18 protein-coding genes and 1 riboswitch are annotated in these 20,273 nt (G+C 68.3%); of the genes, 11 read left to right on the top strand and 7 right to left on the bottom strand.

Features of this window, described 5'->3' with window-relative positions:
* The first annotated feature begins 23 nt into the window (after positions 1-23).
* A riboswitch (cobalamin riboswitch) is annotated at positions 24-89 on the top strand.
* Positions 90-204: 115 nt separating this feature from the next.
* The 11 genes from ACGFH6_RS13560 (at position 205) to ACGFH6_RS13510 (ending at position 12,223) form a co-directional block, all read left to right on the top strand.
* Positions 205-915: an SCO2322 family protein gene (locus ACGFH6_RS13560; protein WP_393383419.1), complete on the top strand. Its 711-nt coding sequence runs from the start codon at positions 205-207 to the stop codon at positions 913-915.
* A complete protein-coding gene (locus tag ACGFH6_RS13555) occupies positions 915-2,003 on the top strand; it encodes an energy-coupling factor transporter transmembrane component T (RefSeq protein WP_393383417.1) in 1,089 nt (362 codons plus the stop codon). The genes ACGFH6_RS13560 and ACGFH6_RS13555 overlap by 1 nt, the downstream gene beginning before the upstream one ends.
* Positions 2,000-3,610 (top strand): ABC transporter ATP-binding protein, encoded by a 1,611-nt coding sequence (locus ACGFH6_RS13550; RefSeq protein ID WP_393383415.1) that lies wholly within the window; start codon positions 2,000-2,002, stop codon positions 3,608-3,610. Before ACGFH6_RS13555 ends, ACGFH6_RS13550 begins: the two co-directional genes overlap by 4 nt.
* A 38-nt stretch (positions 3,611-3,648) precedes the next feature.
* Positions 3,649-4,416 carry an ECF transporter S component gene (locus tag ACGFH6_RS13545; RefSeq protein ID WP_393383413.1) on the top strand — a complete coding sequence of 256 codons (768 nt, stop codon included), beginning with the start codon at positions 3,649-3,651 and terminating at the stop codon, positions 4,414-4,416.
* Complete coding sequence (locus tag ACGFH6_RS13540; RefSeq protein WP_393383411.1) at positions 4,409-4,939, top strand: bifunctional adenosylcobinamide kinase/adenosylcobinamide-phosphate guanylyltransferase; 531 nt, start codon at positions 4,409-4,411, stop codon at positions 4,937-4,939. The genes ACGFH6_RS13545 and ACGFH6_RS13540 overlap by 8 nt, the downstream gene beginning before the upstream one ends.
* Positions 4,940-5,259: 320 nt before the next feature.
* The gene (locus ACGFH6_RS13535) at positions 5,260-5,985 is read left to right on the top strand and encodes an adenosylcobinamide-GDP ribazoletransferase (protein ID WP_393383409.1); all 726 of its coding nucleotides are present in this window, start codon (positions 5,260-5,262) and stop codon (positions 5,983-5,985) included.
* Positions 5,986-6,270: 285 nt separating this feature from the next.
* Positions 6,271-7,458, top strand: coding sequence for an ROK family protein (locus tag ACGFH6_RS13530; RefSeq protein WP_393383407.1), 1,188 nt, complete (start codon positions 6,271-6,273; stop codon positions 7,456-7,458).
* 162 nt (positions 7,459-7,620) lie between these two features.
* A complete protein-coding gene (locus ACGFH6_RS13525; protein ID WP_393383405.1) occupies positions 7,621-8,694 on the top strand; it encodes a substrate-binding domain-containing protein in 1,074 nt (357 codons plus the stop codon).
* A 110-nt stretch (positions 8,695-8,804) separates the two neighbouring features.
* Positions 8,805-9,620: an ATP-binding cassette domain-containing protein gene (locus ACGFH6_RS13520; RefSeq protein ID WP_360447650.1), complete on the top strand. Its 816-nt coding sequence runs from the start codon at positions 8,805-8,807 to the stop codon at positions 9,618-9,620.
* Positions 9,617-10,918: a sugar ABC transporter permease gene (locus ACGFH6_RS13515; RefSeq protein WP_393383403.1), complete on the top strand. Its 1,302-nt coding sequence runs from the start codon at positions 9,617-9,619 to the stop codon at positions 10,916-10,918. Before ACGFH6_RS13520 ends, ACGFH6_RS13515 begins: the two co-directional genes overlap by 4 nt.
* Before the next feature lie 99 nt (positions 10,919-11,017).
* Positions 11,018-12,223 (top strand): low temperature requirement protein A, encoded by a 1,206-nt coding sequence (locus tag ACGFH6_RS13510; protein ID WP_393383401.1) that lies wholly within the window; start codon positions 11,018-11,020, stop codon positions 12,221-12,223.
* 45 nt (positions 12,224-12,268) lie between these two features.
* Here ACGFH6_RS13510 and ACGFH6_RS13505 read toward each other — a convergent pair whose 3' ends face one another.
* From ACGFH6_RS13505 to gcvT, 7 genes are all read right to left on the bottom strand, one after another.
* Entirely contained in the window at positions 12,269-13,351 is a 1,083-nt protein-coding gene (locus ACGFH6_RS13505) for an ABC transporter ATP-binding protein (RefSeq protein WP_393383399.1), read from the bottom strand.
* 18 nt (positions 13,352-13,369) lie between these two features.
* Positions 13,370-14,533, bottom strand: a complete 1,164-nt coding sequence (locus ACGFH6_RS13500) for an ABC transporter ATP-binding protein (RefSeq protein WP_393383397.1) — start codon at positions 14,531-14,533, stop codon at positions 13,370-13,372.
* Positions 14,530-15,522, bottom strand: coding sequence for an ABC transporter permease (locus tag ACGFH6_RS13495; RefSeq protein WP_393383395.1), 993 nt, complete (start codon positions 15,520-15,522; stop codon positions 14,530-14,532). The genes ACGFH6_RS13500 and ACGFH6_RS13495 overlap by 4 nt, the downstream gene beginning before the upstream one ends.
* Before the next feature lie 97 nt (positions 15,523-15,619).
* Positions 15,620-17,380 (bottom strand): ABC transporter substrate-binding protein, encoded by a 1,761-nt coding sequence (locus ACGFH6_RS13490; protein ID WP_393383393.1) that lies wholly within the window; start codon positions 17,378-17,380, stop codon positions 15,620-15,622.
* A gap of 41 nt (positions 17,381-17,421) precedes the next feature.
* Positions 17,422-18,429, bottom strand: a complete 1,008-nt coding sequence (locus tag ACGFH6_RS13485; protein ID WP_393383391.1) for an ABC transporter permease — start codon at positions 18,427-18,429, stop codon at positions 17,422-17,424.
* Between the two features lie 471 nt (positions 18,430-18,900).
* A complete protein-coding gene (locus tag ACGFH6_RS13480; protein WP_393383390.1) occupies positions 18,901-19,092 on the bottom strand; it encodes a hypothetical protein in 192 nt (63 codons plus the stop codon).
* Positions 19,093-19,122: 30 nt separating this feature from the next.
* On the bottom strand, positions 19,123-20,229 hold the full coding sequence (gene gcvT / locus ACGFH6_RS13475; RefSeq protein ID WP_393383388.1) for a glycine cleavage system aminomethyltransferase GcvT: 1,107 nt from the start codon (positions 20,227-20,229) through the stop codon (positions 19,123-19,125).
* Between the last annotated feature and the right edge of the window lie 44 nt (positions 20,230-20,273).

Below are 20,273 nucleotides of genomic sequence, written 5' to 3'. Positions count from 1 at the left end.
CGAACCAAACGCCTGCGTCACAGGGAAGCCGGTCCAAGTCCGGCGCTGACCCGCAACCGTAGGCCACCTCAGGTGGCGAGCCGGAACACTGTGACGCAGGCAGACAGGCTCAGCTACCCGCCGTGGTCCGCGGGTGGAGCCCCTACCCTGCCTGCGCAGGCGGGACCTCCTCCATCGGGCCACGGCCCGACCGAGGACAATCAGATGACTGCACAACGGACGCTACGACTGGTCCTCAGCCTGCTGGCGGGTCTCCTGCTGGCGGGGACCGTCGCCACCACGGCACAGGCCGAGGACGGCTACCGCTTCTGGGGTTACTACCAGTGGACGGCGGGCAAGTGGGCCTTCGCCCAGAAGGGCGCGGACGTCGTCGTACCGACCGATGGAGCCGTGGAGGGCTGGCGGTTCGCCGTCGGCGGCGCGGCGCCCCGGATGCCGCGCGCGGCCGGTGACTTCGAGGCGATCTGCGGCAAGACCCCGGCCGAGACCGGGAAGAAGCGGGTGGCCCTGGTGGTCGACCCGGGTACGCCGGAGGACGCGCTCAGCGGTGAGACGCCGAAGCCCGCCACCGGCACCTGCGTGGTGACGGATCCGAAGGCGACCGGGGCGAAGGTCCTGGCCGCGGTCGGCCCGGTCCGGATCGAGAAGGGCCTGACCTGCGGGATCGACGGGTACCCGTCCAAGGGCTGCGGCGACCAGGTGAAGAACATCAAGGTGCCGGCCACGGATACCCCAGTGACCCTGGAGATCGGTGCCGCGGTCGGCTCCACCGCCGCTCCCGCACCGACCACCTCGAACTCGTCCTCGTCCGACGACGGTGCACCGTGGACCGGCATCATCATCGCCGCGGTGGTCGTCCTCGTACTGGCAGGCGGCGGTCTGGTCCTCAGCCGCCGGCGCTCCTCGAGTCAGTAGTGCGTACTGTCCATCACCTGACGCTCCCCCGGGCCCTGCACCCGGGGGCATGGTGGCTGTGGGCCCTGGGGATGGCCGTGGCCGCCAGCAGGACGCGGAACCCGGTGCTGCTCCTGCTGATCCTCGCAGTGACCGGTTTCGTCGTGGCGGCCCGCCGGAGCGACGCTCCCTGGGCCCACAGCTACGCCGCCTTCCTCAAGCTCGGGCTGGTGGTCATCGGTCTCCGAGTAGTCCTGCAAGCGCTGCTGTCTACCCGCTCGCAGGGCAACACAGTGCTGTTCACGCTGCCCCAGATCCCGTTGCCGGACTGGGCCAGCGGGGTCAAGCTCGGCGGCGAGGTCACCGCCGAGGCGTTGATCACCGCCCTGTACGACGGCCTCCAGTTGGCGGTCATGCTGTGCTGCATTGGTGCCGCCAACGCACTGGCCAGTCCGCGGCGACTGCTGAAGTCGTTGCCTGGAGCCCTCTACGAGATGGGCGTGGCTTGCGTGGTGGCGTTGACCTTCGCACCCCAACTGGTGACGGACTCCCGCCGCATCCGCGCCGCCCGTCGCCTGCGCGGCCGCACCCGAGGTTCCTTCCGTACGACGGCCATGCCGGTACTGGAAGGTGCGTTGGACAGGTCCGTGGAGCTCGCGGCCGCGATGGACTCCCGCGGCTACGGCCGTACGGCGCAGGTCCCTCAGCAGCAGCGCCGCCTGACCGGACTGTGCGTGCTGCTGGGTCTGCTGGGCATCCTGCTCGGTGTCTACGCGCTCCTCACCGACTCCATGGCGTTTCCGTTCGCTGCGTCCGCTCTCGGCGTCGGTCTGCTGATGGCCGTCGGTGCGATGGCGGTCGGGCGGCAGCGGGTGTCGCGGACGCGGTACCGGCCCGATCCGTGGGCTCTCCCCGAGTGGCTGGTCGTCGGCGCCGGTGCGGTCGCCGCCGCGGCCATGGTGACCGCAGCGGCGCGTGGCGTGACCGGTCTGGTGCTGCCGGGACCGATGGTGATTCCACCTGCTCCGCTGCTGCCGATTCTCGGCATCCTCGTGGGCCTGGCTCCTGCACTGGCCGCGCCGCCAGTGGTGAGGCGGGCGGTCTCATGATCGAGTTCGACCGGGTGACGGTCACCTACGACGGCGCCGCGCAACCGGCCCTGCGGGACGTGAGTTTCACCGTGCCCGAGGGCGAACTGGCGCTCGTCATCGGCCGGACCGGTTCCGGCAAGTCAACGTTGCTGAGGGCAATCAACGGGCTGGTGCCACATTTCACCGGTGGCACGCTGTCCGGGCGGGTCCTGATCGACGGGCGGGACACCCGCGAGTTCCGGCCCCGCGACCTGGCCGATGTCGTCGGCATGGTCGGGCAGGACCCGATGGCCGGGTTCGTCACCGACACAGTGGAGGACGAACTCGCGTACAGCATGGAGTCACTCGGAGTCGCGCCGGACGTCATGCGGCGCCGGGTCGAGGAGACGCTCGACCTGCTGGGACTGGCCGACGTACGCGATCGTGCGCTGACGTCGCTGTCCGGCGGACAGCGACAGCGGACCGCTATCGGCGCGGCCCTCACCTCTCACCCGGCTGTGCTCGTTCTGGACGAGCCGACGTCCGCTCTGGATCCACAGGCGGCGGAGGAGGTGCTGGCCGCGCTGCAGCGGCTCGTGCACGACCTGAGCGTCACTGTGGTGATGGCCGAGCACCGGCTCGAGCGTGTCATCCAGTACGCCGATCGCGTGATCGAAGTACCCGGTGGTTCGGCTGCTGTGTCGACCGGGCTGCCGGCGGACCAGATGGTGACCGCGCCGGTCGCACCGCCTGTGGTGGAGCTCGGACGACTGGCTGGCTGGTCTCCCCTGCCACTGTCGGTCAGGGACGCCCGGCGGGCTGCAGTCGCGTTGCGCAGCCGGTTGGACTCGGCTGCGCCGGTCAGACCCAACGCGTCACTCGGCTCCGAGCTCGCGCGATGCACCGACCTCGTCGCCGGCTACGGCAGCGTCATGGCGCTGCGTGGAGTGTCCCTGAGCATCAAGGCAGGCGAGATCGTCGCTCTGATGGGCCGCAACGGCGCCGGCAAGTCGACGCTCCTGAACGCCCTGGTCGGCATCGTGCCAGCCCGATCCGGTACGGCGGTCGCCGGCGGCGCGGACCCACGCCGTACCAAGCCTGACAAGCTCGTGAAGGCGGTCGGACTGGTGCCGCAGGAGCCTGCGGACCTGCTGTACGCCGCCACGGTCGCCGAAGAGTGCGCCAGCGCCGACTCCGACTTCAGAGTGCCGTCCGGTAGGTGCCGAGCGCTACTGAACCGGCTGGCGCCCGACATTGACGACCGGATGCATCCGCGGGACCTGTCCGAGGGACAGCGGCTGTGTCTGGCGTTGGCCGTCGTACTGTGTGGCGCTCCGCCGCTCCTGCTGCTGGACGAGCCGACGCGTGGGCTGGACTACGGCGCCAAGCGGCGGCTCGTGGAGATCCTGCGTGAGCTCGCGGCTGCTGGACATGCGGTGGTGCTGTCGACGCATGACGTGGAGATGGTCGCCGAGGTCGCCAGCCGGGTTCTGGTGCTCGCTGAGGGCGAGTTGGTGAGTGACGGCGAGACCGCGGAGGTGATCGCCGGGTCGCCGGCGTTCGCGCCGCAGGTGGCGAAGATCCTTGCCCCGTTGCCGTTCCTGACCGTCGGCGAGGTCGCCACCGCATTGGACCGTGCGTCGTGAATCTCGTCCGGCTGAAGCCTCGCAGTACGGCGGCTCTCATGGTCGCTTCGTTGGCCGGTCTGCTGGCCTTCGGTTGGCCGTTGTTCTTGCACACGGATCAGGTGGGTGCGTCCGCGATCGGCCACACCACCGACGCTCCGTGGCTCTTCGTCCTACTGCTGCCGTTGCTGGTGGCCGTCGTACTCGCGGAGTTGTCCGAGTCGGGGATCGACGCGAAGGTGATCTCACTGCTCGGCATGCTGGCGGCCGTCGGCGCCGCGCTGCGGGCGCTGGGTCCTGGTACTGCGGGGCTGGAGCCGGGGTTCTTCCTGCTGGTGCTGGCCGGGCGGGCGTTCGGGGCAGGGTTCGGGTTCGTGCTGGGGGCTGTGTCGCTTCTGGGTGGGGCGTTGATCAGTGGCGGGGTCGGGCCGTGGATGCCGTTCCAGATGTTCGCGTGCGCGTGGGTGGGGTGCCTGGCCGGGCTGTTGCCACGGGCGGGTGGACGGCTGGAGTTGCTGCTGCTGGCGGCGTACTCGATGGTCTCCGGCGTGCTGTACGGCGTGGTGATGAACCTGTGGTTCTGGCCGTACGCGACCTTCGGCAGCGACTTCTCGTTCATCCCGGGCGACGCGCTGGCGGGGAACCTGCATCGGTACTTCTTGTTCGTGGTGGCGACGTCGTTGGGCTGGGACATTCCGCGCGGGATCCTCAGCGCGGTCCTGGTGCTGCTCGTCGGGCGGCCGGTGCTGAATGCCTTCCGCCGTACGGCACGGAAGGCGGCCTTCGACGTACCAGTGGTGTTCGACTCCGGGAGGGCGGATGGCTGAGCAGCGCACGTTGATCCTCGGCGGGGCGCGGTCCGGCAAGTCGGTCGCCGCCGAACGCCGCCTGGCCTCGGAGCCCGACGTGTTGTACGTCGCGACCGGCGGCGACGACTCCGGTGACGCGGAATGGGCGGAGCGGGTCGCCAAGCATCAGGCCCGGCGCCCAGCCAGTTGGGGTCTGGCGGAGACGATCGATCTGGTCCCGCTGCTGGAGTCGTCCGGGCCGCCGATGCTGATCGACTGCCTGACGCTGTGGCTCTCCCGCACCATGGACTCCCTCGATGTCTGGTCGGATCTGAGTCGCTCGGACCTGGTCGACCAACGCATCGCGGAGCTCGCCGGCGCCTGGTCGGGCACGTCCCGGGTCGTGGTTGCCGTCAGCAACGACATCGGCTCCGGCGTGGTCCCCGCCGATGCCGGCACCCGCCTCTTCCGCGACCTGATGGGCCGCCTCAACACCACCATCTCCCTAGCCTCCGACCAAGTCCTCTGGACCATCGCCGGCCGAACCCTCCCCCTGACATGACAGAGCACGAGAACCAGTCCAACAGCTCAGCCAACCCTGCCAGCCCTGGCCCGGCCCACTCTTCCAGCGGCGGCACGGCCAAACCTCCCGGCGGTGACTCGGCGATCCCTCCCGGCGGTGACTCGGCGATCCCTCCCGGCGGTGACTCGGCGATCCCTCCCGGCGGTGACTCGGCGATCCCTCCCGGCGGTGGCTCGGCGATCCCTCCCGGCGGTGGTTCGGCGATCCCTCCCGGCGGTGGGTCGGCCGACCGGGGCCGCGGTGGGTGGTTGGACGGGGCTTGGTTGAGTCTGGGCACGTTGTCGGTGCTTCCTGCTCCGATGCCGTCGACGGTGGACCGTCCGGTCGCTGGGCGGGCGATGGTGCTCGCGCCTGCCGTCGGCTTGATGGTCGGCGCGATCGCCGCCGGCGTGGTGGCGCTCGTTCAACTGGTGCGGCCGGATGCGGATCTGCTCACCGCCGTGCTTGCCGTGCTCGTGGTGGCAGGCCTGTCCGGCGCACTACACCTCGACGGCTTGGCGGATTTCGCGGATGCCCTCGGCAGCCGGCGCGACCGCGAGACCATGCTCCGGATCATGAAGCAGAGCGACATCGGGCCATTCGGAGTCGTCAGCATCATCGGCGTACTCCTGGTCGACGTCGCGGCCCTCACCACCTGCATCCAGGCCGGCTTCGGCTGGCAGGCAGCCCTGATCGCCACCACAGCCAGTCGCCTGACTCTCCCGTGGTCCTGTCGCACCACAGCCCCCGCAGCCCGCCCAGACGGCCTCGGCGCAGTAGTCGCCGCCACAGTCCGCCCCCTAACAGCAGCCGCGGCCACAGCCGTCGTACTGGCCGGTGCCCTGATCCTCACCTGGCTGACCACCGCGCCCGACGTCCTCCGTCTCGCAGGCACCGCAGCCGCAGTCCTGCTGGCCGTAGCCACCGCGTTCGCCACCACCCGCCGCGCCCACACCGCCCTCGGCGGCACCACCGGCGACGTACTCGGCGCCACTGTCGAACTGGCCCTCCCGGTCGCTCTGCTGACCCTCGCCCTGACCTCCTAACGCACGATGTACCGAAGAACGGGTAGTAGTCCGCCCGCAGCGGCCATCCGGCGGCACCGCGGCCTCGCCACGAGCGGGGATGGGGCGTGAAGGGCAGACCACTACCCGTTCTTCGGTACGCCCCCGACGCTGGGTGGAGTGTCTCCTGTAGGCGGCGGGCAGGCGTGCATTAATGTCGCCGGTGAACGGCGAACGTGGGGTAGTGACGGCGAGGACAGATGTGATGTTGGCGGTTTACGGCCGGTACAGGGCCGGGTACACCTCGCGATCCGTTATGTTTATGTAATGAACGCAACCCGCCCCGCACCTGGGTCGCAGGCTTCGCTGCGCGAAGCCAACCGCGAACGCGTTCTGGGAGTCGTCCGGCAACACGGCCCCCTGACCCAGGTCGAGATCGCCACCGCCTCCGGGCTGTCGGCCGCCACCGTGTCGAACATGGTCCGCGAACTGGACCAGGCCGGCATGGTCGGCCTGTCCCGCAGCATCCGCAATGGCCGCCGCGCGGTCCTGGTCTCACTCGCGTCGGGCGGCGGCCTGCTCGCCGGAGTCGCCTTCGGCGAGCGCGACGTCCGGGTCGCGATCGCGAACGAGTCCCGCGAGATCCTCGCCCAGCAGTTGATGCCGCTGCAGGCCGACCACGTCGCCGACGACGGGATGGAGCGCGCCGCCCGGCTGCTCGCCGACCTCGCCGAAACCGTCAGCTCCGGCGTCGAGGACATCAGCGCAATCGGCTTCGGCCTGCCCGCGCCGGTCGACTCGGTCAGCGGCGAGGCGGGGTCCGACGCGGTCCTGCCCGGATGGCGCGGCGTGAACGTTGCCGAGGCGATGGCCGGCCACCTGCGGGCGCCGGTCGCGCTCGACAACACCGCCAACCTGGCCGCCCTCGGCGAGCTGCGCAACGGCGCGCTCCGCGGCGTCCGGCACGGCTGCTACCTCAAGTTTTCCTACGGTGTCGGCGCCGGCATCGTGCTGGGCGGCGAGGTGTTCCGCGGCTCAGCCGGTACGGCGGGCGAGATCGGTCACGTCACCATCGACGAGAACGGCCCGATCTGCCGCTGCGGCAACCGGGGCTGCCTGGACACGTTCGTCGGATCCCGCGCCCTGATCAGCAGCCTTGCGGCGTCGCACGGCCCGCTCCGGCTGAAGGACATCATCAGCCGGGCCCTGCAGGACGACCTCGGCTGCCGCCGGGTGATCGAGGATGCCGGCCGCAGGGTCGGTGTCGCGGTGGCCGGACTGGTGAACCTGTTCAACCCCGAGGTGATCGTGGTCGGCGGCCTGATGGCGGAGGCCGGCGACCTGATCCTGCACCCGCTCCGCGAAGCTCTCGACCGCTGCGCGATCCCCAGCGCCGCCGCGACCGTGGATCTGCGACGCGCCGAACTCGGCGACGAGGCCGACATCATCGGCGCCATCCACCTGGCCTCCGTGCTCAGCCACGCGCAGGCCACCAAGTCGCTCAGCATCTCCTGACACCACCGCGCCACTCGGAGTACGACGGGGCTTCCGCCTGCCTGTGAAACGGTCGCGTCACAGGAATATGTCTATTTCTTGAATTCAAGTCTTGACGTCAAGGCTGCCGAGAGCTTGACTTCCGTCAGGCCTACCCGGGCCTTCACGTCAAGGAGCCGCCATATGTCCGTGTCAGCATCCCGTCTCGTCGGCCTCGGCCTCGCCGTCTCGGCCCTCGCCGTCTCCCTCGTCGCCTGTGGCTCCGACGACGGTGACTCCGGTTCGGGCGGCGCCAAGAAGATCGCGCTGCTGCTGCCGGAGTCGAAGACGACCCGCTACGAGGCGCTCGACCGGCCGCTGTTCACCGAGGCGCTGAAGGCCGCCTGCGCCGACTGCGAACTGATCTACAGCAACGCCGACCAGGACGCGGCCAAGCAGCAACAGCAGGCCGAGGCGGCGCTGACCCAGGGCGCGAACGTGCTCGTGCTCGACCCGGTCGACGGCAAGGCCGCCGCCGCGGTCGTCGCCTCCGCGAAGAGCCAGAGCGTCCCCGTGGTCGCGTACGACCGATTCATCGAGAACGCCGACTACTACGTGTCGTTCGAGAACGAGGCGGTCGGCAAGCTGCAGGCCCAGACCCTGGTCGACACCCTCAAGTCGGCCGGCAAGACCTCCGGCAACCTGGCCATGATCAACGGCGCGCCGACCGACCCGAACGCGGCCGACTTCAAGAAGGGCGCGCACAGCGTGCTGGACGGCAGCGGCTTCAAGATCGCCGCCGAGTTCGACACCCCGGACTGGAGCCCGGACAAGGCGCAGGCCTGGATGGAAGGCCAACTGAGCGCGATCAAGAACGGCCTGGTCGGTGTGTACGCCGCCAACGACGGTACGGCGGGCGGCGCGATCGCCGCGCTGAAGGGTGGCGGCGTCACCCCGCTGCCGCCGGTCACCGGGCAGGACTCCGAACTGGCCGCGATCCAGCGGATCGTCGCCGGCGACCAGGCGATGACGATCTACAAGGCGGTCAAGCCGCAGGCCGAGGCCGCCGCGAAGGGCGCGCTGGCGCTGGCGAACGGCAGCAAGCCCGAGTCGACCACCGAGAAGAGCGGCATCCCCTCGACGATCCTCGACCCGGTCGCGGTGACCAAGGCCAACATCAAGGACACCGTGGTCAAGGACAACATCTACAAGGTGAGCGACATCTGCACCGCGTCGTTCGCCGCCGCCTGCACCGCGGCCGGCCTGACCAGCAACTGACCCGCCCTTCGGCGTTGCCCCGCAGTGAGGTGCGGGGCAACGCCGGGTCTGTCCCGGCGGACGGATCGCCGCGATCATGGCCTGAACGCAAAGCCCAGGAGGCTGATCGAGTGACTGTCACCCCCACACCTGTCCCCGTCGGCACCGGTACGGTGCTGACGCTGCGGGGCGTCTCCAAACGCTTCGGCGCGGTCCAGGCCCTGAAGAACATCGAGCTGGACGTCCGGACCGGTGAGGTGCTGGCCCTGGTCGGCGACAACGGCGCCGGCAAGTCGACGCTGGTGAAGACGATCGCCGGCGTCTACACCGCCGACGACGGCACGATGGTGTTCGACGGGCGGGAGGTGCGGGTCGGCAGCCCGGCCGAGGCGCAGCAACTCGGCATCGCCACGGTGTTCCAGGACCTGGCCCTGTGCGACAACCTCGACGTGGTCGCGAACCTGTACCTCGGCCGGGAACTGCGCCGGGGCCGGGTGCTCGACGAGGTCGAGATGGAGCGGTCGTCGTGGGAACTGCTCCGGCAGCTGTCCGCGAAGATCCCGTCGGTCCGGATCCCGGTCGCCAGTCTGTCCGGCGGCCAGCGGCAGACCGTCGCGATCGCGCGCAGCCTGCTCGGCCAGCCGAAGGTCGTGATGCTGGACGAGCCCACCGCGGCTCTCGGCGTGGCCCAGACGGCCGAGGTGCTGAACCTGGTCGAGCGGCTGCGCGAACGCGGCCTGGCCGTGATCCTGATCAGCCACAACATGGCCGACGTGATGGCGGTCGCGGACCGGGTCGCCGTACTGCGGCTCGGCCGGAACAACGGCGTCTTCGTGGTCAGCGAGACCAGGACGCAGGACATCATCGCCGCCATCACCGGCGCGACGGACAACGCCGTCTCCGAGCGCGCCGCGCGCCGGACACAGCAGGAGGGCTCGGCATCATGACGTTGCACGGATCAGAGATCCGGCCGCAGGACACGCCGCGCCCCGGCACCTCGTCCACCAACGGCACCGACCAACTGCCCGCCGACCTGCAGGACGAGCGGCTGATCGCCAGTCACGGCATCAGGGGCGCCGTCTCGGCGTTCACCGCCCGGCTCCGCTCGGGTGACCTCGGCTCGGTCCCGGTGGCGGTCGGCCTGATCATCATCTGGGCGGTCTTCCAGATCGCGAACGGCTCGTTCCTGTCCAGCCGCAACCTGGTGAACCTCACCCTGCAGACGACCTCGGTCGGCGTCATCGCGCTGGGCATCGTGCTGGTCCTGCTGCTCGGCGAGATCGACCTGTCCGTCGGCTCGGTCAGCGGCCTGTCCGCGGCCGTCCTCGGCGTCACGTTCGTCAACCTGAACTGGCCCTGGGTGCTGTCGCTCCTGGTCAGCATCGCCCTCGGGCTCGTGATCGGGTTGTTCTACGGCGCGCTCTACACCCGGTTCGGCGTACCGAGCTTCGTGATCACCCTGGCCGGTCTGCTCGGCTTCCTCGGTCTCCAACTGCTTGTGCTCGGCAAGGAGGGCACGCTCAACCTGCCGTACGACTCCGCGCTGGTCGGATTCGCCGCGCGCAGCTTCCTCTCCCCCGCTGTCGCGTACGGACTGATCGTGGTGGTGGTCGCGCTGTACGTGCTGACCCGGCTGCGCGGCCGAGGCGCCCGCGCGGCTGCCGGGCTGTCGGCCGCCCCCACCTCGGTCATCGCCATCAAAGCAGGCGCCCTGGCCGTGGGGCTGGTCGTCCCGGTCGTCGTGCTGAACGGCGATCGCGGCGTCTCGTCGATGTTCCTGCTCTTCCTCGCGCTGGTGGTCGGCACCGATCTCGTCGTACGGCGGACCCGCTGGGGCCGCTCGGTGTTCGCGGTCGGCGGCAACGTCGAGGCCGCCCGGCGGGCAGGTATCAACGTCCGGATGATCTACCTGTCAGTCTTCGCGGCCTGCTCGACCTTCGCCGCCGTCGGCGGCATCCTCGCGGCGGCCCGGCTGGTCGCGGTGGGTCAGAGCAGCGGCGGCACCGACACCAACCTGAACGCGATCGCCGCCGCCGTCATCGGCGGCACGAGCCTCTTCGGTGGCCGCGGATCGGCGTACTCCGCTCTGCTCGGAGCTCTGGTGATCATGTCGATCTCGAACGGTCTCGCCCTGCTCAGCCTTGACTCCAGCGTCCGCTACATCGTGACTGCCGCGGTGCTTCTGATCGCTGTCACCATCGACTCGCTCAGCCGTCGCAGCCGGCAGGCGCACGGCCGCGCCTAGCGACCCGGTGGGCTCCCTCCTGACCCTGACCAGCGGGAGCCCACCGTTCCAGTCAGCGATCGAGGGAAACGGCACGGACCGAATGGCAGGATGTGCGCCATGGCGGCATCCAGGAGGTCCATCCGGGCGTTGGAGACCAGTGCGGACCAGTCAGTCACCACGCTGGAACTGTTCTTCGATCTCGTCTTCGTCTTCGCGCTGACGCAGATCACGGCGCTGATGGCGCACGACCTGACCTGGCACGGACTGCTCCGCGGGATCCTCCTGGTCGGGCTGCTCTGGTGGAGCTGGATCGGCTTCTCCTGGCTGTGCAATCTCGTCAAGGCGGACGAGGGCTCGGTCGCCGGCGTACTGCTGCTGTCGATGGCCGCGATGTTCCTGATCGCCCTCGCGATTCCCGAGGCCTTCGACGACCTGCCCGGCGGTCTGCCCGGCCCGGTGGTCATCGCCTGCGCGTACTTCGCCTTCCGCGCGCTGCACCTGGTCCTGTTCTGGCTGATCGCGGACGGCGACCCGGTCCTGCGACGTACGCTGCTCCGATTCGCGCCGTCGATGCTCGCCGCCACGGCGCTGCTGCTGATCGCCTCGCAGTACGACGGGAGGACCCAGACGTTGCTGTGGGCAGCGGCTCTGGCAGCGGACTACGGGGGCACCTACCTGATCGACGCGCGCGGTTGGCGGTTCCGGTCGGCGGCGCACTTCGCGGAGCGGCACGGGCTCATCGTGATCATCGCGCTCGGCGAGTCGATCGTCGCGATCGGCGTCGGCGTCACCGACCTGCCGATCTCCTGGCCGATCCTGATCGCGTCCCTGCTCGGCCTGGCGGTGTCCGCCGCGCTCTGGTGGATCTACTTCGACGCGACCGTGCGGTACGGCGAACGTGCCTTGGAGAACGAGCCACCCGAGACCCGGCCGAAGCTGGCCCGCGACGCGTACACGTTCCTGCACCTCCCGATGGTGATCGGCATCGTCCTGCTCGCCCTCGGTCTCAAGAAGGTGCTGGAGTACGTCGGCGACACCGAGCACCATCACCTGGACGACCCGTTGAAGGGTGTCGGTCTCTACGCGCTCTTCGTCGGCGTCGCCCTCTACCTGCTCGGCCACGTCGGCTTCAAGCGCCGGACCGTGCACCTGTGGAGCGTGTCCCGCCTCATCACAGCCGCTCTGGTGCTGATCGCCATACCGCTGGTCATGACGATCCCGGCCCTCGCCCAACTCGCCGTACTCGCTGCTCTACTGGCGGTGCTGGTCGCGTTCGAGGCGGTCCGGTTCGCCCAGGAGCGGGACGAGCTCAAGCACGGATGAAGAAAGGGCCCCCGCCGGAGCGAGGGCCCTTCTGTGCAACGGGTTTCAGGCTGAGACCTCGGCGGTGAGGTCGACCTTCGGCTCCGCGAAGTGGCACGCCGCGGCGTGGCCGGCGGTGGACTGGGGCTTCGGCTCGAGCGGGGGCTCCTGCGTCGCGCAGATGTCCTCGGCCTTCCAGCAGCGGGTCCGGAACCGGCAGCCGCTCGGCGGGTCGATCGGCGAGGGTACGTCGCCGACCAGCCGGATCCGCTCCTTCGGCGGCACACCACGGATGGTGCCCAGGTCCGGAGCCGCGGACAGCAGCGCCTGCGTGTACGGGTGCTGCGGAGCGCCGTAGATCTGATCGCGCGTGCCCTGCTCGACGATCTTGCCCAGGTACATCACCGCGACCCGGTCACAGAAGTGCCGGACCACGCCCAGGTCGTGGGCGATGAACACGAACGCGATGCCGAGGTCGCGGCGCAGGTCCTCCAGCAGGTTCATCACCTGGGCCTGGATGGACACGTCCAGCGCGGACACCGGCTCGTCGGCGATGATCACCTCCGGCTCCACCGCGAGCGCCCGGGCGATGCCGATGCGCTGGCGCTGACCGCCGGAGAACTCGTTCGGGTACCGGTTGTGGTGCTCGGGGTTCAGGCCGACCCGCTCCAGCAGTTCCTGGACTCGTTCGAGCTCCTTGCCCTTCTTCACCAGGTTGTGCACGCGCAGCGGCGTACTGATGATGTTGCTGACCGTCTGGCGCGGGTTCAGCGAGCTGTACGGGTCCTGGAAGACGATCTGCAGCTGCCGCCGGAACGGGCGCAGCTCCCGCTCCTTCAGGTGGGCGATGTTCGTGCCCTTGAACAGGATCTCGCCCGCGGTCGGGGTGAGCAGCCGGGTGATCATCCGGCCGGTCGTCGACTTGCCACAGCCGGACTCGCCGACCAGGCCCATGCTCCCGCCGGCGTTGAGCTCGAAGCTCACGCCGTCGACGGCCTGGACGACCTTCTTGGTCCGGCCGAGTCCGGCCGCTTCCTTGATCGGGAAGTGCATCTTGAGGTCCCGGACCTGCAGCAGCGGCGTGCCGGAGTCCTTCGCCGTGCTGCCGGACGGAACGCTGTCGACCTTGCGCACAGTGTTGTCGCTCATCTCTCTCCTCAGCCCCTGTCAGCCCAGTCTCGGCGCGACCTCGGCCGCGTAGATCGTGGCCTTGTCGTGCAGGTGACAACGGGCTGTGTGGGCACCGGCTCCGTCCACCGGCAGCAGCTCCGGCAGGTCGGTGGTGCAACGCTCGCCCTTCACCCGGTCCTGGTACGGACAGCGCGGGCTGAAGGAACAGCCTTCGGGCAGGTTCAGCAGGCTCGGCGGCAGACCCTTGATCGGGCGCAGCCGCTCGCTCGCCGCCGACACCGTCGGGATCGACTCGAGCAGGCCCCAGGTGTAGGGCATCCGCGGGTTGGCCAGCACGTCCTCAGCGGTGCCGTACTCGACGCAACGCCCGGCGTACATCACCAGCACGTCGTCGGCCATCTCGGCCACCACACCCAGGTCGTGGGTGATCAGCACGATCGCGGAGCCGAACTCCTTCTGCAGGTTGTTCAGCAGGTCCAGGATCTGCGCCTGCACCGTCACGTCCAGCGCGGTCGTCGGCTCGTCGGCGATGACCAGCTTCGGGTCGTTGACCAGACCCATCGCGATCATCGCGCGCTGCCGCATACCGCCGGAGAACTCGTGCGGGTACTGCGCGAACCGGCGCTGCGGGTTCGGGATGCCGACCAGGTCGAGCATCTCCAGAGCACGCTTCTTGGCCGTGTCCTTGGACACCTTGTGGTGCACCCGGTAGGCCTCGGTGATCTGGTTGCCGACCGTGTACAGCGGGTGCAGCGAGGACTGCGGGTCCTGGAACACCATCGCCACCGCGTCGCCGCGGATCTTCATCAGTTCGTTCTCCGGCAGGCCGACGATCTCGTCGCCGCCGAGCCGGATCGACCCGGTGATCCGGGTCCGCTTGCGGTCGTGCAGACCCATCACGGCCATGCTCGACACGGACTTGCCAGAACCGGACTCGCCGACGATCGCCAGCGTGCGGCCGAGCGGGACCGAGTAGCTCAGCCCGTTCACGGCGCTGACCACACCGTCCGCGGTCGGGAACTTGACCGTCAGGTCCTCGACCACCAGGTACGGCGTCTCGCCACTGGGGTTGATCGAACCCTGCCGGCGCTCACGGGTGGCGATCGACGGACCACGCTTCTCGTCCGCCGTCGCCTCCGACTCGCCAGCTGCGCTCTCGACCATGGTGTCCTTCCGGTCTTCAGGGGCGGGTGTGCTCACGTAAGCCTCACTCGCGGGTCGATCAGGCTGTAACCGATGTCCACCAGGAAGTTCATCGCGACCAGGACGACAGATGCCACCAGTACGGTGCCCATGATCACCGGCAGGTCGTAACTGTTCAAGCTGTCCAGCACCAGGACGCCGAGACCGGGTAGGTCGAAGATCCGTTCGGTGAAGATGGCGCCGGCCAGGCTGCCCGCGACATCGAGGCCGAAGATCGTGATCACCGGGATCAGGCCGGACCGCAGCGCGTGCTTGTAGGTGACCACCCGGTCGGACAGGCCCTTGGCCCGTGCGGTCCGGATGTAGTCCTCGCTCAGTGTCTCGACCATGGATCCACGGGAGTACCGAGCGTAGGACGTGCAGCTGTAGATGCCGAGCACCAGCCACGGGGTGAGCAGGCCGGCGAACCACTTCCCGATGCTCTCCGTCGGTGGAGTCCAGGACCCCCGTGGAAGGATCGGATACAAGATAGTCAGGTACAGCGCGATCATCAGCGCCACGATGTAGTAGGGCACCGAGCTGACCACCAGCGTGCTGGTCATCAGCGCACGGTCACCCAGGGTCCCGCGTCGCTTCGCCGCCTGCGATCCGACGAAGACACCGATGGTGAGGACCAGGACGGCGTACCCGGCGACCAACGACAGCGTCACCGGGAACCGGGACTTGAGCATCTCGGTGACCGGGCGGTCGTTCTTGAACGAGAAGCCCAGGCACGGCGCGGCGCAGTGCTGGGTGACGCCGGAGGTGGTGAAGTCACGGCCGGTGAAGATGCCCGCGGTGTACTCCGCGAACTGCTGAACCTTCGGCCTGTCCAAGTGAAGGTTCGACTTGATCTCGTTGTAGCGCTGCTGGGTGCAGTTGCGCTCGCCGCAGATCGCGCCGGCTGGGTCCGTGGGCGCGATGAAGAACAGCGCGAAGGTCGCGATCAGCGTGACCAACACGACACTGAGCGCGCTGACCAGACGGCGCGCCACGAAGTAGAGCACGGGATTGTCTCCTCACCGATCGGAGTGGTGCCCGGACACTGATCCGGGCACCACTCCACCGTTCATTGACTGACTACTGCTTCAGAACGGGCCTCGATCAGGGCTGCTTCAGGTAGATCGAGGTGAACTCGGGCAGACCCTGTGTCGGGTCGTTGATGGCGTGCCCGATGTTCTTGCCGATCGGCGAGTTCGTACCGGAGTAGTACAGCGGCAGGGCCGGGAGGTAGTTCTCCAGGATGTCCTTGTCGATGTTCTTCCACTCCTTCAGCTGCTCGTCCGGAGTCTTCGCCGACACTGCGTCGATCTTGGCGTCCAGCGCCTTGTCCTGCAGCTGGCCGATGCTGTTGCCCAGGGCAATCGCGTCGGAGCGGAACAGAACCGGGAACCAGCTGGAACCGGACGGCCAGTCGGAGCACCAACCGGTCGGCGTCTTGCCGATGTTGACCGGTGCGTCCTGGTTGCCGACGAACGTGCGGAGCTTCGCCTTCGGGACACCGATCGGCTTCACCTTGAAACCGGCCTTCTCGAAGACCTGCTGACGCAGCTGGCTGACCTGGGTCGAGATCGGGTCGTCGATCGAGAAGTACCAGCTGAGCTCGAAGTTCGCCTTGCCCAGCTTGGCCAGCTCGGACTTGACCTCGGCGGCCACCGCGTCGTCCTCGGCGCCCTTACCGGTGCCGTTCAGACCCGGCAGTTCGTACTTCTCGAAGCCCGGGACGGCCGGCGGCAGGATCGTCGACGCCGGGATGGCGTCGGCCGGGGTCAGACCCGCGACCTTGCGCCACGAGTCGTACGGGAAGGCCTTCGCGATCAGCTTGCGGACCTCGAGCGGGATCTTCCGGGTGTCCATCGGGTAGGTGATGGTGCACGGCGACTCACCCTTGACGAGCTGCGACTGGTCCTTGACCTCAGGAAGCAGCGAGACGTCCAGGTTGGAGTAGTTCAGCGCGTTCGCGTCCGGGCCGGAGCTGGCCAGGACCTGACGCTGAGCCTTGATGGTGTCCTGGGCGAACTTGAAGTCCCAGGCGTCCACGTACTGGTGCCGCACCGGGTCGGTGTTCGGGTCCCAGCTCGGGTTCTTCGACAGCTTGAGCTCGGTGCCCGGAACGTAGGAGTCGACCTTGTACGGGCCGGTCGACATCGGGCGCTGCTCGTAGTTCTTCTGCGTGTCCTTCGCCTGCGGGATCGGCGTGAACATCGGGAATGCGACGTAGAACGGCAGGTCGTCGAACTTCTTCGCCAGGTGGATGACCAGCGTGCTGTCATCCGGCGTCTCGACACCCGCGTAGTTCGCGCCACCGGCGCCGTACGGGCCCTTGTAGGTCTCGCCGTCCTTGAAGAACTGGATCTGGTACGTCGGTCCGGCGTCGTACAGGTCGTGAGCGAAGGAGCGCTTGATCGCGTACGCGTAGTCGGCGGCCTTCACCTCCGTGCCGTCCTGGTACTTGATGCCCTTCTTCAGCTTGAAGGTCCAGGTCAGACCGTCGGCCGACTTGGTGCCCAGGTCCTCGGCGAGGTCCGGGACGAGCACCGGCTTGTGGCTGTCACCGTCCAGCCGGTACTGGGTCAGCGTACGGAAGAACAGCTTGCTGATCTGGTTTCCGTCGGTGTAGTAGATGTTCGTCGGGTCGAAGGTGTCCGGCGTGACGTCGGACAGCACCGTGACGGTGCCACCCTTCTTCGCTCCGTCGACTTCCGCGGCCGGGCCCTTCGCAGTGGCGTCAGTCGCCTTCTCCTGGGCGCCACCCAGGTTGCCCTGCCCACCACTGTTGTTTCCGCTGTTCGAGGACGGGCTGCCACAGGCCACGGCGGCCAACATGACCGTCGCCGCGACTGCGGTGATCCGTTTCCACTGCATGGTCGGGTTTCTCCTTTTCTGCCGCTGGGGCAATCGCCGAACTACCGGCGAGTCTTGGGGTCGAAGGCGTCCCGGATCGCATCTCCGAGCAGGGCCAGGGAAAGCACCAGAGCGGTGATTCCGACCACTGGCAACCAGAGGTAGATCGGGTCGGCCTTGAACCAGTTTGTGGCCACGGCGATGGTCTGACCCCACGAGGGGATCGGCTCGACCAGTCCGACGCCGAGGAACGAGAGACCGGCTTCCGCGGTCACATATGCGGGCAGTGACAGCGAGGCCGAGATGACGATCGGTGCGACCAGGTTGGGCAGCAGCTCCTTGAACAGGACCTGCCGGGTCGGGACCCCGATCGCCTTGGCCGCGAGCACGAACTCACGCTCGCGAAGCGACAGGACCTCACCACGGATGATCCGGGCCAGGCCTGCCCAGCCGAAGAACGACAGGACGAAGATCAGCACGTAGAACCTGATCTGCGCCTGTTCCTGCGGCGACAGGTTGAACGAACCGCCCCGCATCGACTCGACGATCGGCACCAGCGCGATCGCGAACAGCAGGTACGGCAGGCTCAGGACGAAGTCGATCAGCCACGAGATCACACGGTCCACCCAGCCGCCGAGGAAGCCGGCCAGCAGACCCATCACGACACCCACGACAGTGCCGAACAGGGTGGCCAGGAAGGCGATGATCAGCGACGGACGAGCGCCGTACACCCAGCGGGCGAAGTTGTCGCGGCCGGTCTTCGGCTCGATGCCGAACCAGTGCTCGGCGGTCGAGGCGATGGTCGGGAAGCCGTACTCGTCGACCAGGTCGGTGTGGAAGGTGCTGTAGTTCTGCCCCTCGATGTGGGCCAGCACTGGCGCGAACACCGCAACCAGGATGAAGAACACGACCACGCAAGCGCAGGTCACCGCGACCCGGTCCTTGCGCAGGCGGTCGAACGCGATCCGGCTCGGCGACTTGCCGTGCGGCGTCGCTGCGGTCCGTACCGGTTCCGCCGACGCCGGGTGGTCCTCGACACCTACGGTCGAGTCTGGTGACCCAATACTCATTCGCGCTCCGTCAGCTCTGTCAACCGGATTCGGTCTGTTGATCCGGCACATATCGGGTGGATATCGTGCCGAGCCTTTGCTCTGTGGGCGGCTACGTCAAATCCCCTTGACAGCGCCGATCCCCCACAACCGGGCGCAAGCCTGCCTGACACTGTGACACCAAACCAGCGGTGCCCGGCACCAGTGCACAAATCGTTACCGGAACGGGTACCGGAACGGAACATTTGCCCCGATCCGTCACCCTTTGTGTCCAATCATTCGCAAAACGCGTCGGCACAGTCCAGCCAGCGACCAATTTGTGCCAACTTATGACAGACTGTCACCGCAACCGGCGTTCTCGTGTTCGTCACGCTGCGTACTGAATTCGGCCCCGGCTCCCGGTCGCCCGGGCTCTGTCCCTCCACGAACGCGTCGTCCCCCGGCCATCGGCCGGAGGACGACACTGACGCTGTTCAGCGCCCGCTCAGACGATCACCAGTACTCGGTCGCGAGCAGGTGGTCGAGCGTCGCCCCGGTGTCCTGCCGGCGCGCCTCGACGAGTACGACGTACTTCTGTGAACCGGCCGGATCGGGAAGATCGACGTAGCTGCCCTGTTGCATGCAGGTGTTCGACCAGGACACCGAATGCGAGGCGCAGTTCGCGTAGCCCCTCTTGATGGCCATGACTCGGGGCTGGGATTGGGGCTGACGAACTCAGCTCTCCCGTACGTGGACGGTGACGAAGGGCGGCCTGACCACATCGAAGGTCTCCTGCCGGCCGCGGATGTCGACGACCACCTGGTCGCCTTCCTTCACCGTCGCGTCGAGCAGCGCCAGCGCGATGCCCTTCTTCAGCGTCGGTGAGAACGTCCCGGACGTCACCTCGCCGAGAGTGGTGCCGGACTGGTCCAGCACGGTCATGTGCGGCCGCGGGATCCCTCGCCCGGCGGCGCGCAGTCCGCGCAGGATCCGGGCCGGTCCACGCTCCTTCTCCGCGCGCAGCGCCTCGTCTCCCCAGAAGTGCTCCTTCTTCCACCCCACGGCCCAGCCGGACCGCGCCTGCACAGGGGTGATGTCCGGAGTGATGTCCTGGCCGTGCAGCGGGTACCCCATCTCGGTCCGCAGCGTGTCCCGGGCACCCAGTCCGGCCGGAAGGATCCCGTACGGCGCTCCGGCCGCCAGCAACGCGTCGAACACCGCAACCGCGGCCTGGTTCGGTACGACGAGCTCGTATCCGCGTTCGCCCGTGTAACCGGTGCGGCAGACCACGACCGGCGTACCGGCGAACTCGGCCGTCGTGAACGACATGTAGTCGTGGCCGATCGGCAGACCGATGGCGGACACCACGTCGTCGCTGTTGGTCCCCTGCACCGCGAGGATCGCGTAGTCGTCGTGAGTGTTGGTCACCACGACGCCCTCCGGCGCGTCCGCCTGCAGCAGCCGAACCACCTCGGCGGTGTTGGCCGCGTTCGGGATCAGGAACACGTCGTCGTCGGCATGCAGGTAGGCGATCAGGTCGTCGACCACTCCCCCGCGCTCGTTGCAGCACAGTGTGTACTGCGCCTGTCCCGGCGCGATCTTGCCGAGGTCGTTGGTCAGGCAGGAGTTCACGTACGCCGCTGCGCCCGGCCCCTTCACTGTCGCCTTGCCCAGATGGCTCACGTCGAAGACCCCGACAGAGGTACGCACCGCGGTGTGCTCGGCGACGACACCGCCGTACTCCAGCGGCATCTCCCAGCCACCGAACTCGGCGAACTTGGCGCCGAGCGCGACGTGACGCTCGTGCAACGGGGACTTCTTCAATTCGGCTGACGCGGTCATGGAGCGGAACTTACCCGACGCGTAGCATGCGGAGGCAGCATTCA

Origin of the sequence: Kribbella sp. NPDC049227, from assembly GCF_043197265.1 — a bacterium.
In the GTDB taxonomy this organism is placed as follows: domain Bacteria; phylum Actinomycetota; class Actinomycetes; order Propionibacteriales; family Kribbellaceae; genus Kribbella.
The sequence above is the reverse complement of the archived record's forward strand: the minus strand, read 5'-3'. Positions and strand labels throughout refer to the sequence as shown.

Coding starts and splice junctions, on each gene's coding strand:
- ACGFH6_RS13535 (WP_393383409.1), top strand. CDS start 5,260: ATGCCGTCGACGGTGGACCGTCCGGTCGCTGGGCGGGCGATGGTGCTC.
- gcvT (WP_393383388.1), bottom strand. CDS start 20,229: ATGACCGCGTCAGCCGAATTGAAGAAGTCCCCGTTGCACGAGCGTCAC.
- ACGFH6_RS13480 (WP_393383390.1), bottom strand. CDS start 19,092: ATGGCCATCAAGAGGGGCTACGCGAACTGCGCCTCGCATTCGGTGTCC.
- ACGFH6_RS13530 (WP_393383407.1), top strand. CDS start 6,271: ATGAACGCAACCCGCCCCGCACCTGGGTCGCAGGCTTCGCTGCGCGAA.
- ACGFH6_RS13550 (WP_393383415.1), top strand. CDS start 2,000: ATGATCGAGTTCGACCGGGTGACGGTCACCTACGACGGCGCCGCGCAA.
- ACGFH6_RS13540 (WP_393383411.1), top strand. CDS start 4,409: ATGGCTGAGCAGCGCACGTTGATCCTCGGCGGGGCGCGGTCCGGCAAG.
- ACGFH6_RS13525 (WP_393383405.1), top strand. CDS start 7,621: ATGTCCGTGTCAGCATCCCGTCTCGTCGGCCTCGGCCTCGCCGTCTCG.
- ACGFH6_RS13560 (WP_393383419.1), top strand. CDS start 205: ATGACTGCACAACGGACGCTACGACTGGTCCTCAGCCTGCTGGCGGGT.
- ACGFH6_RS13545 (WP_393383413.1), top strand. CDS start 3,649: ATGGTCGCTTCGTTGGCCGGTCTGCTGGCCTTCGGTTGGCCGTTGTTC.
- ACGFH6_RS13490 (WP_393383393.1), bottom strand. CDS start 17,380: ATGCAGTGGAAACGGATCACCGCAGTCGCGGCGACGGTCATGTTGGCC.
- ACGFH6_RS13510 (WP_393383401.1), top strand. CDS start 11,018: ATGGCGGCATCCAGGAGGTCCATCCGGGCGTTGGAGACCAGTGCGGAC.
- ACGFH6_RS13515 (WP_393383403.1), top strand. CDS start 9,617: ATGACGTTGCACGGATCAGAGATCCGGCCGCAGGACACGCCGCGCCCC.
- ACGFH6_RS13485 (WP_393383391.1), bottom strand. CDS start 18,429: ATGAGTATTGGGTCACCAGACTCGACCGTAGGTGTCGAGGACCACCCG.
- ACGFH6_RS13505 (WP_393383399.1), bottom strand. CDS start 13,351: ATGAGCGACAACACTGTGCGCAAGGTCGACAGCGTTCCGTCCGGCAGC.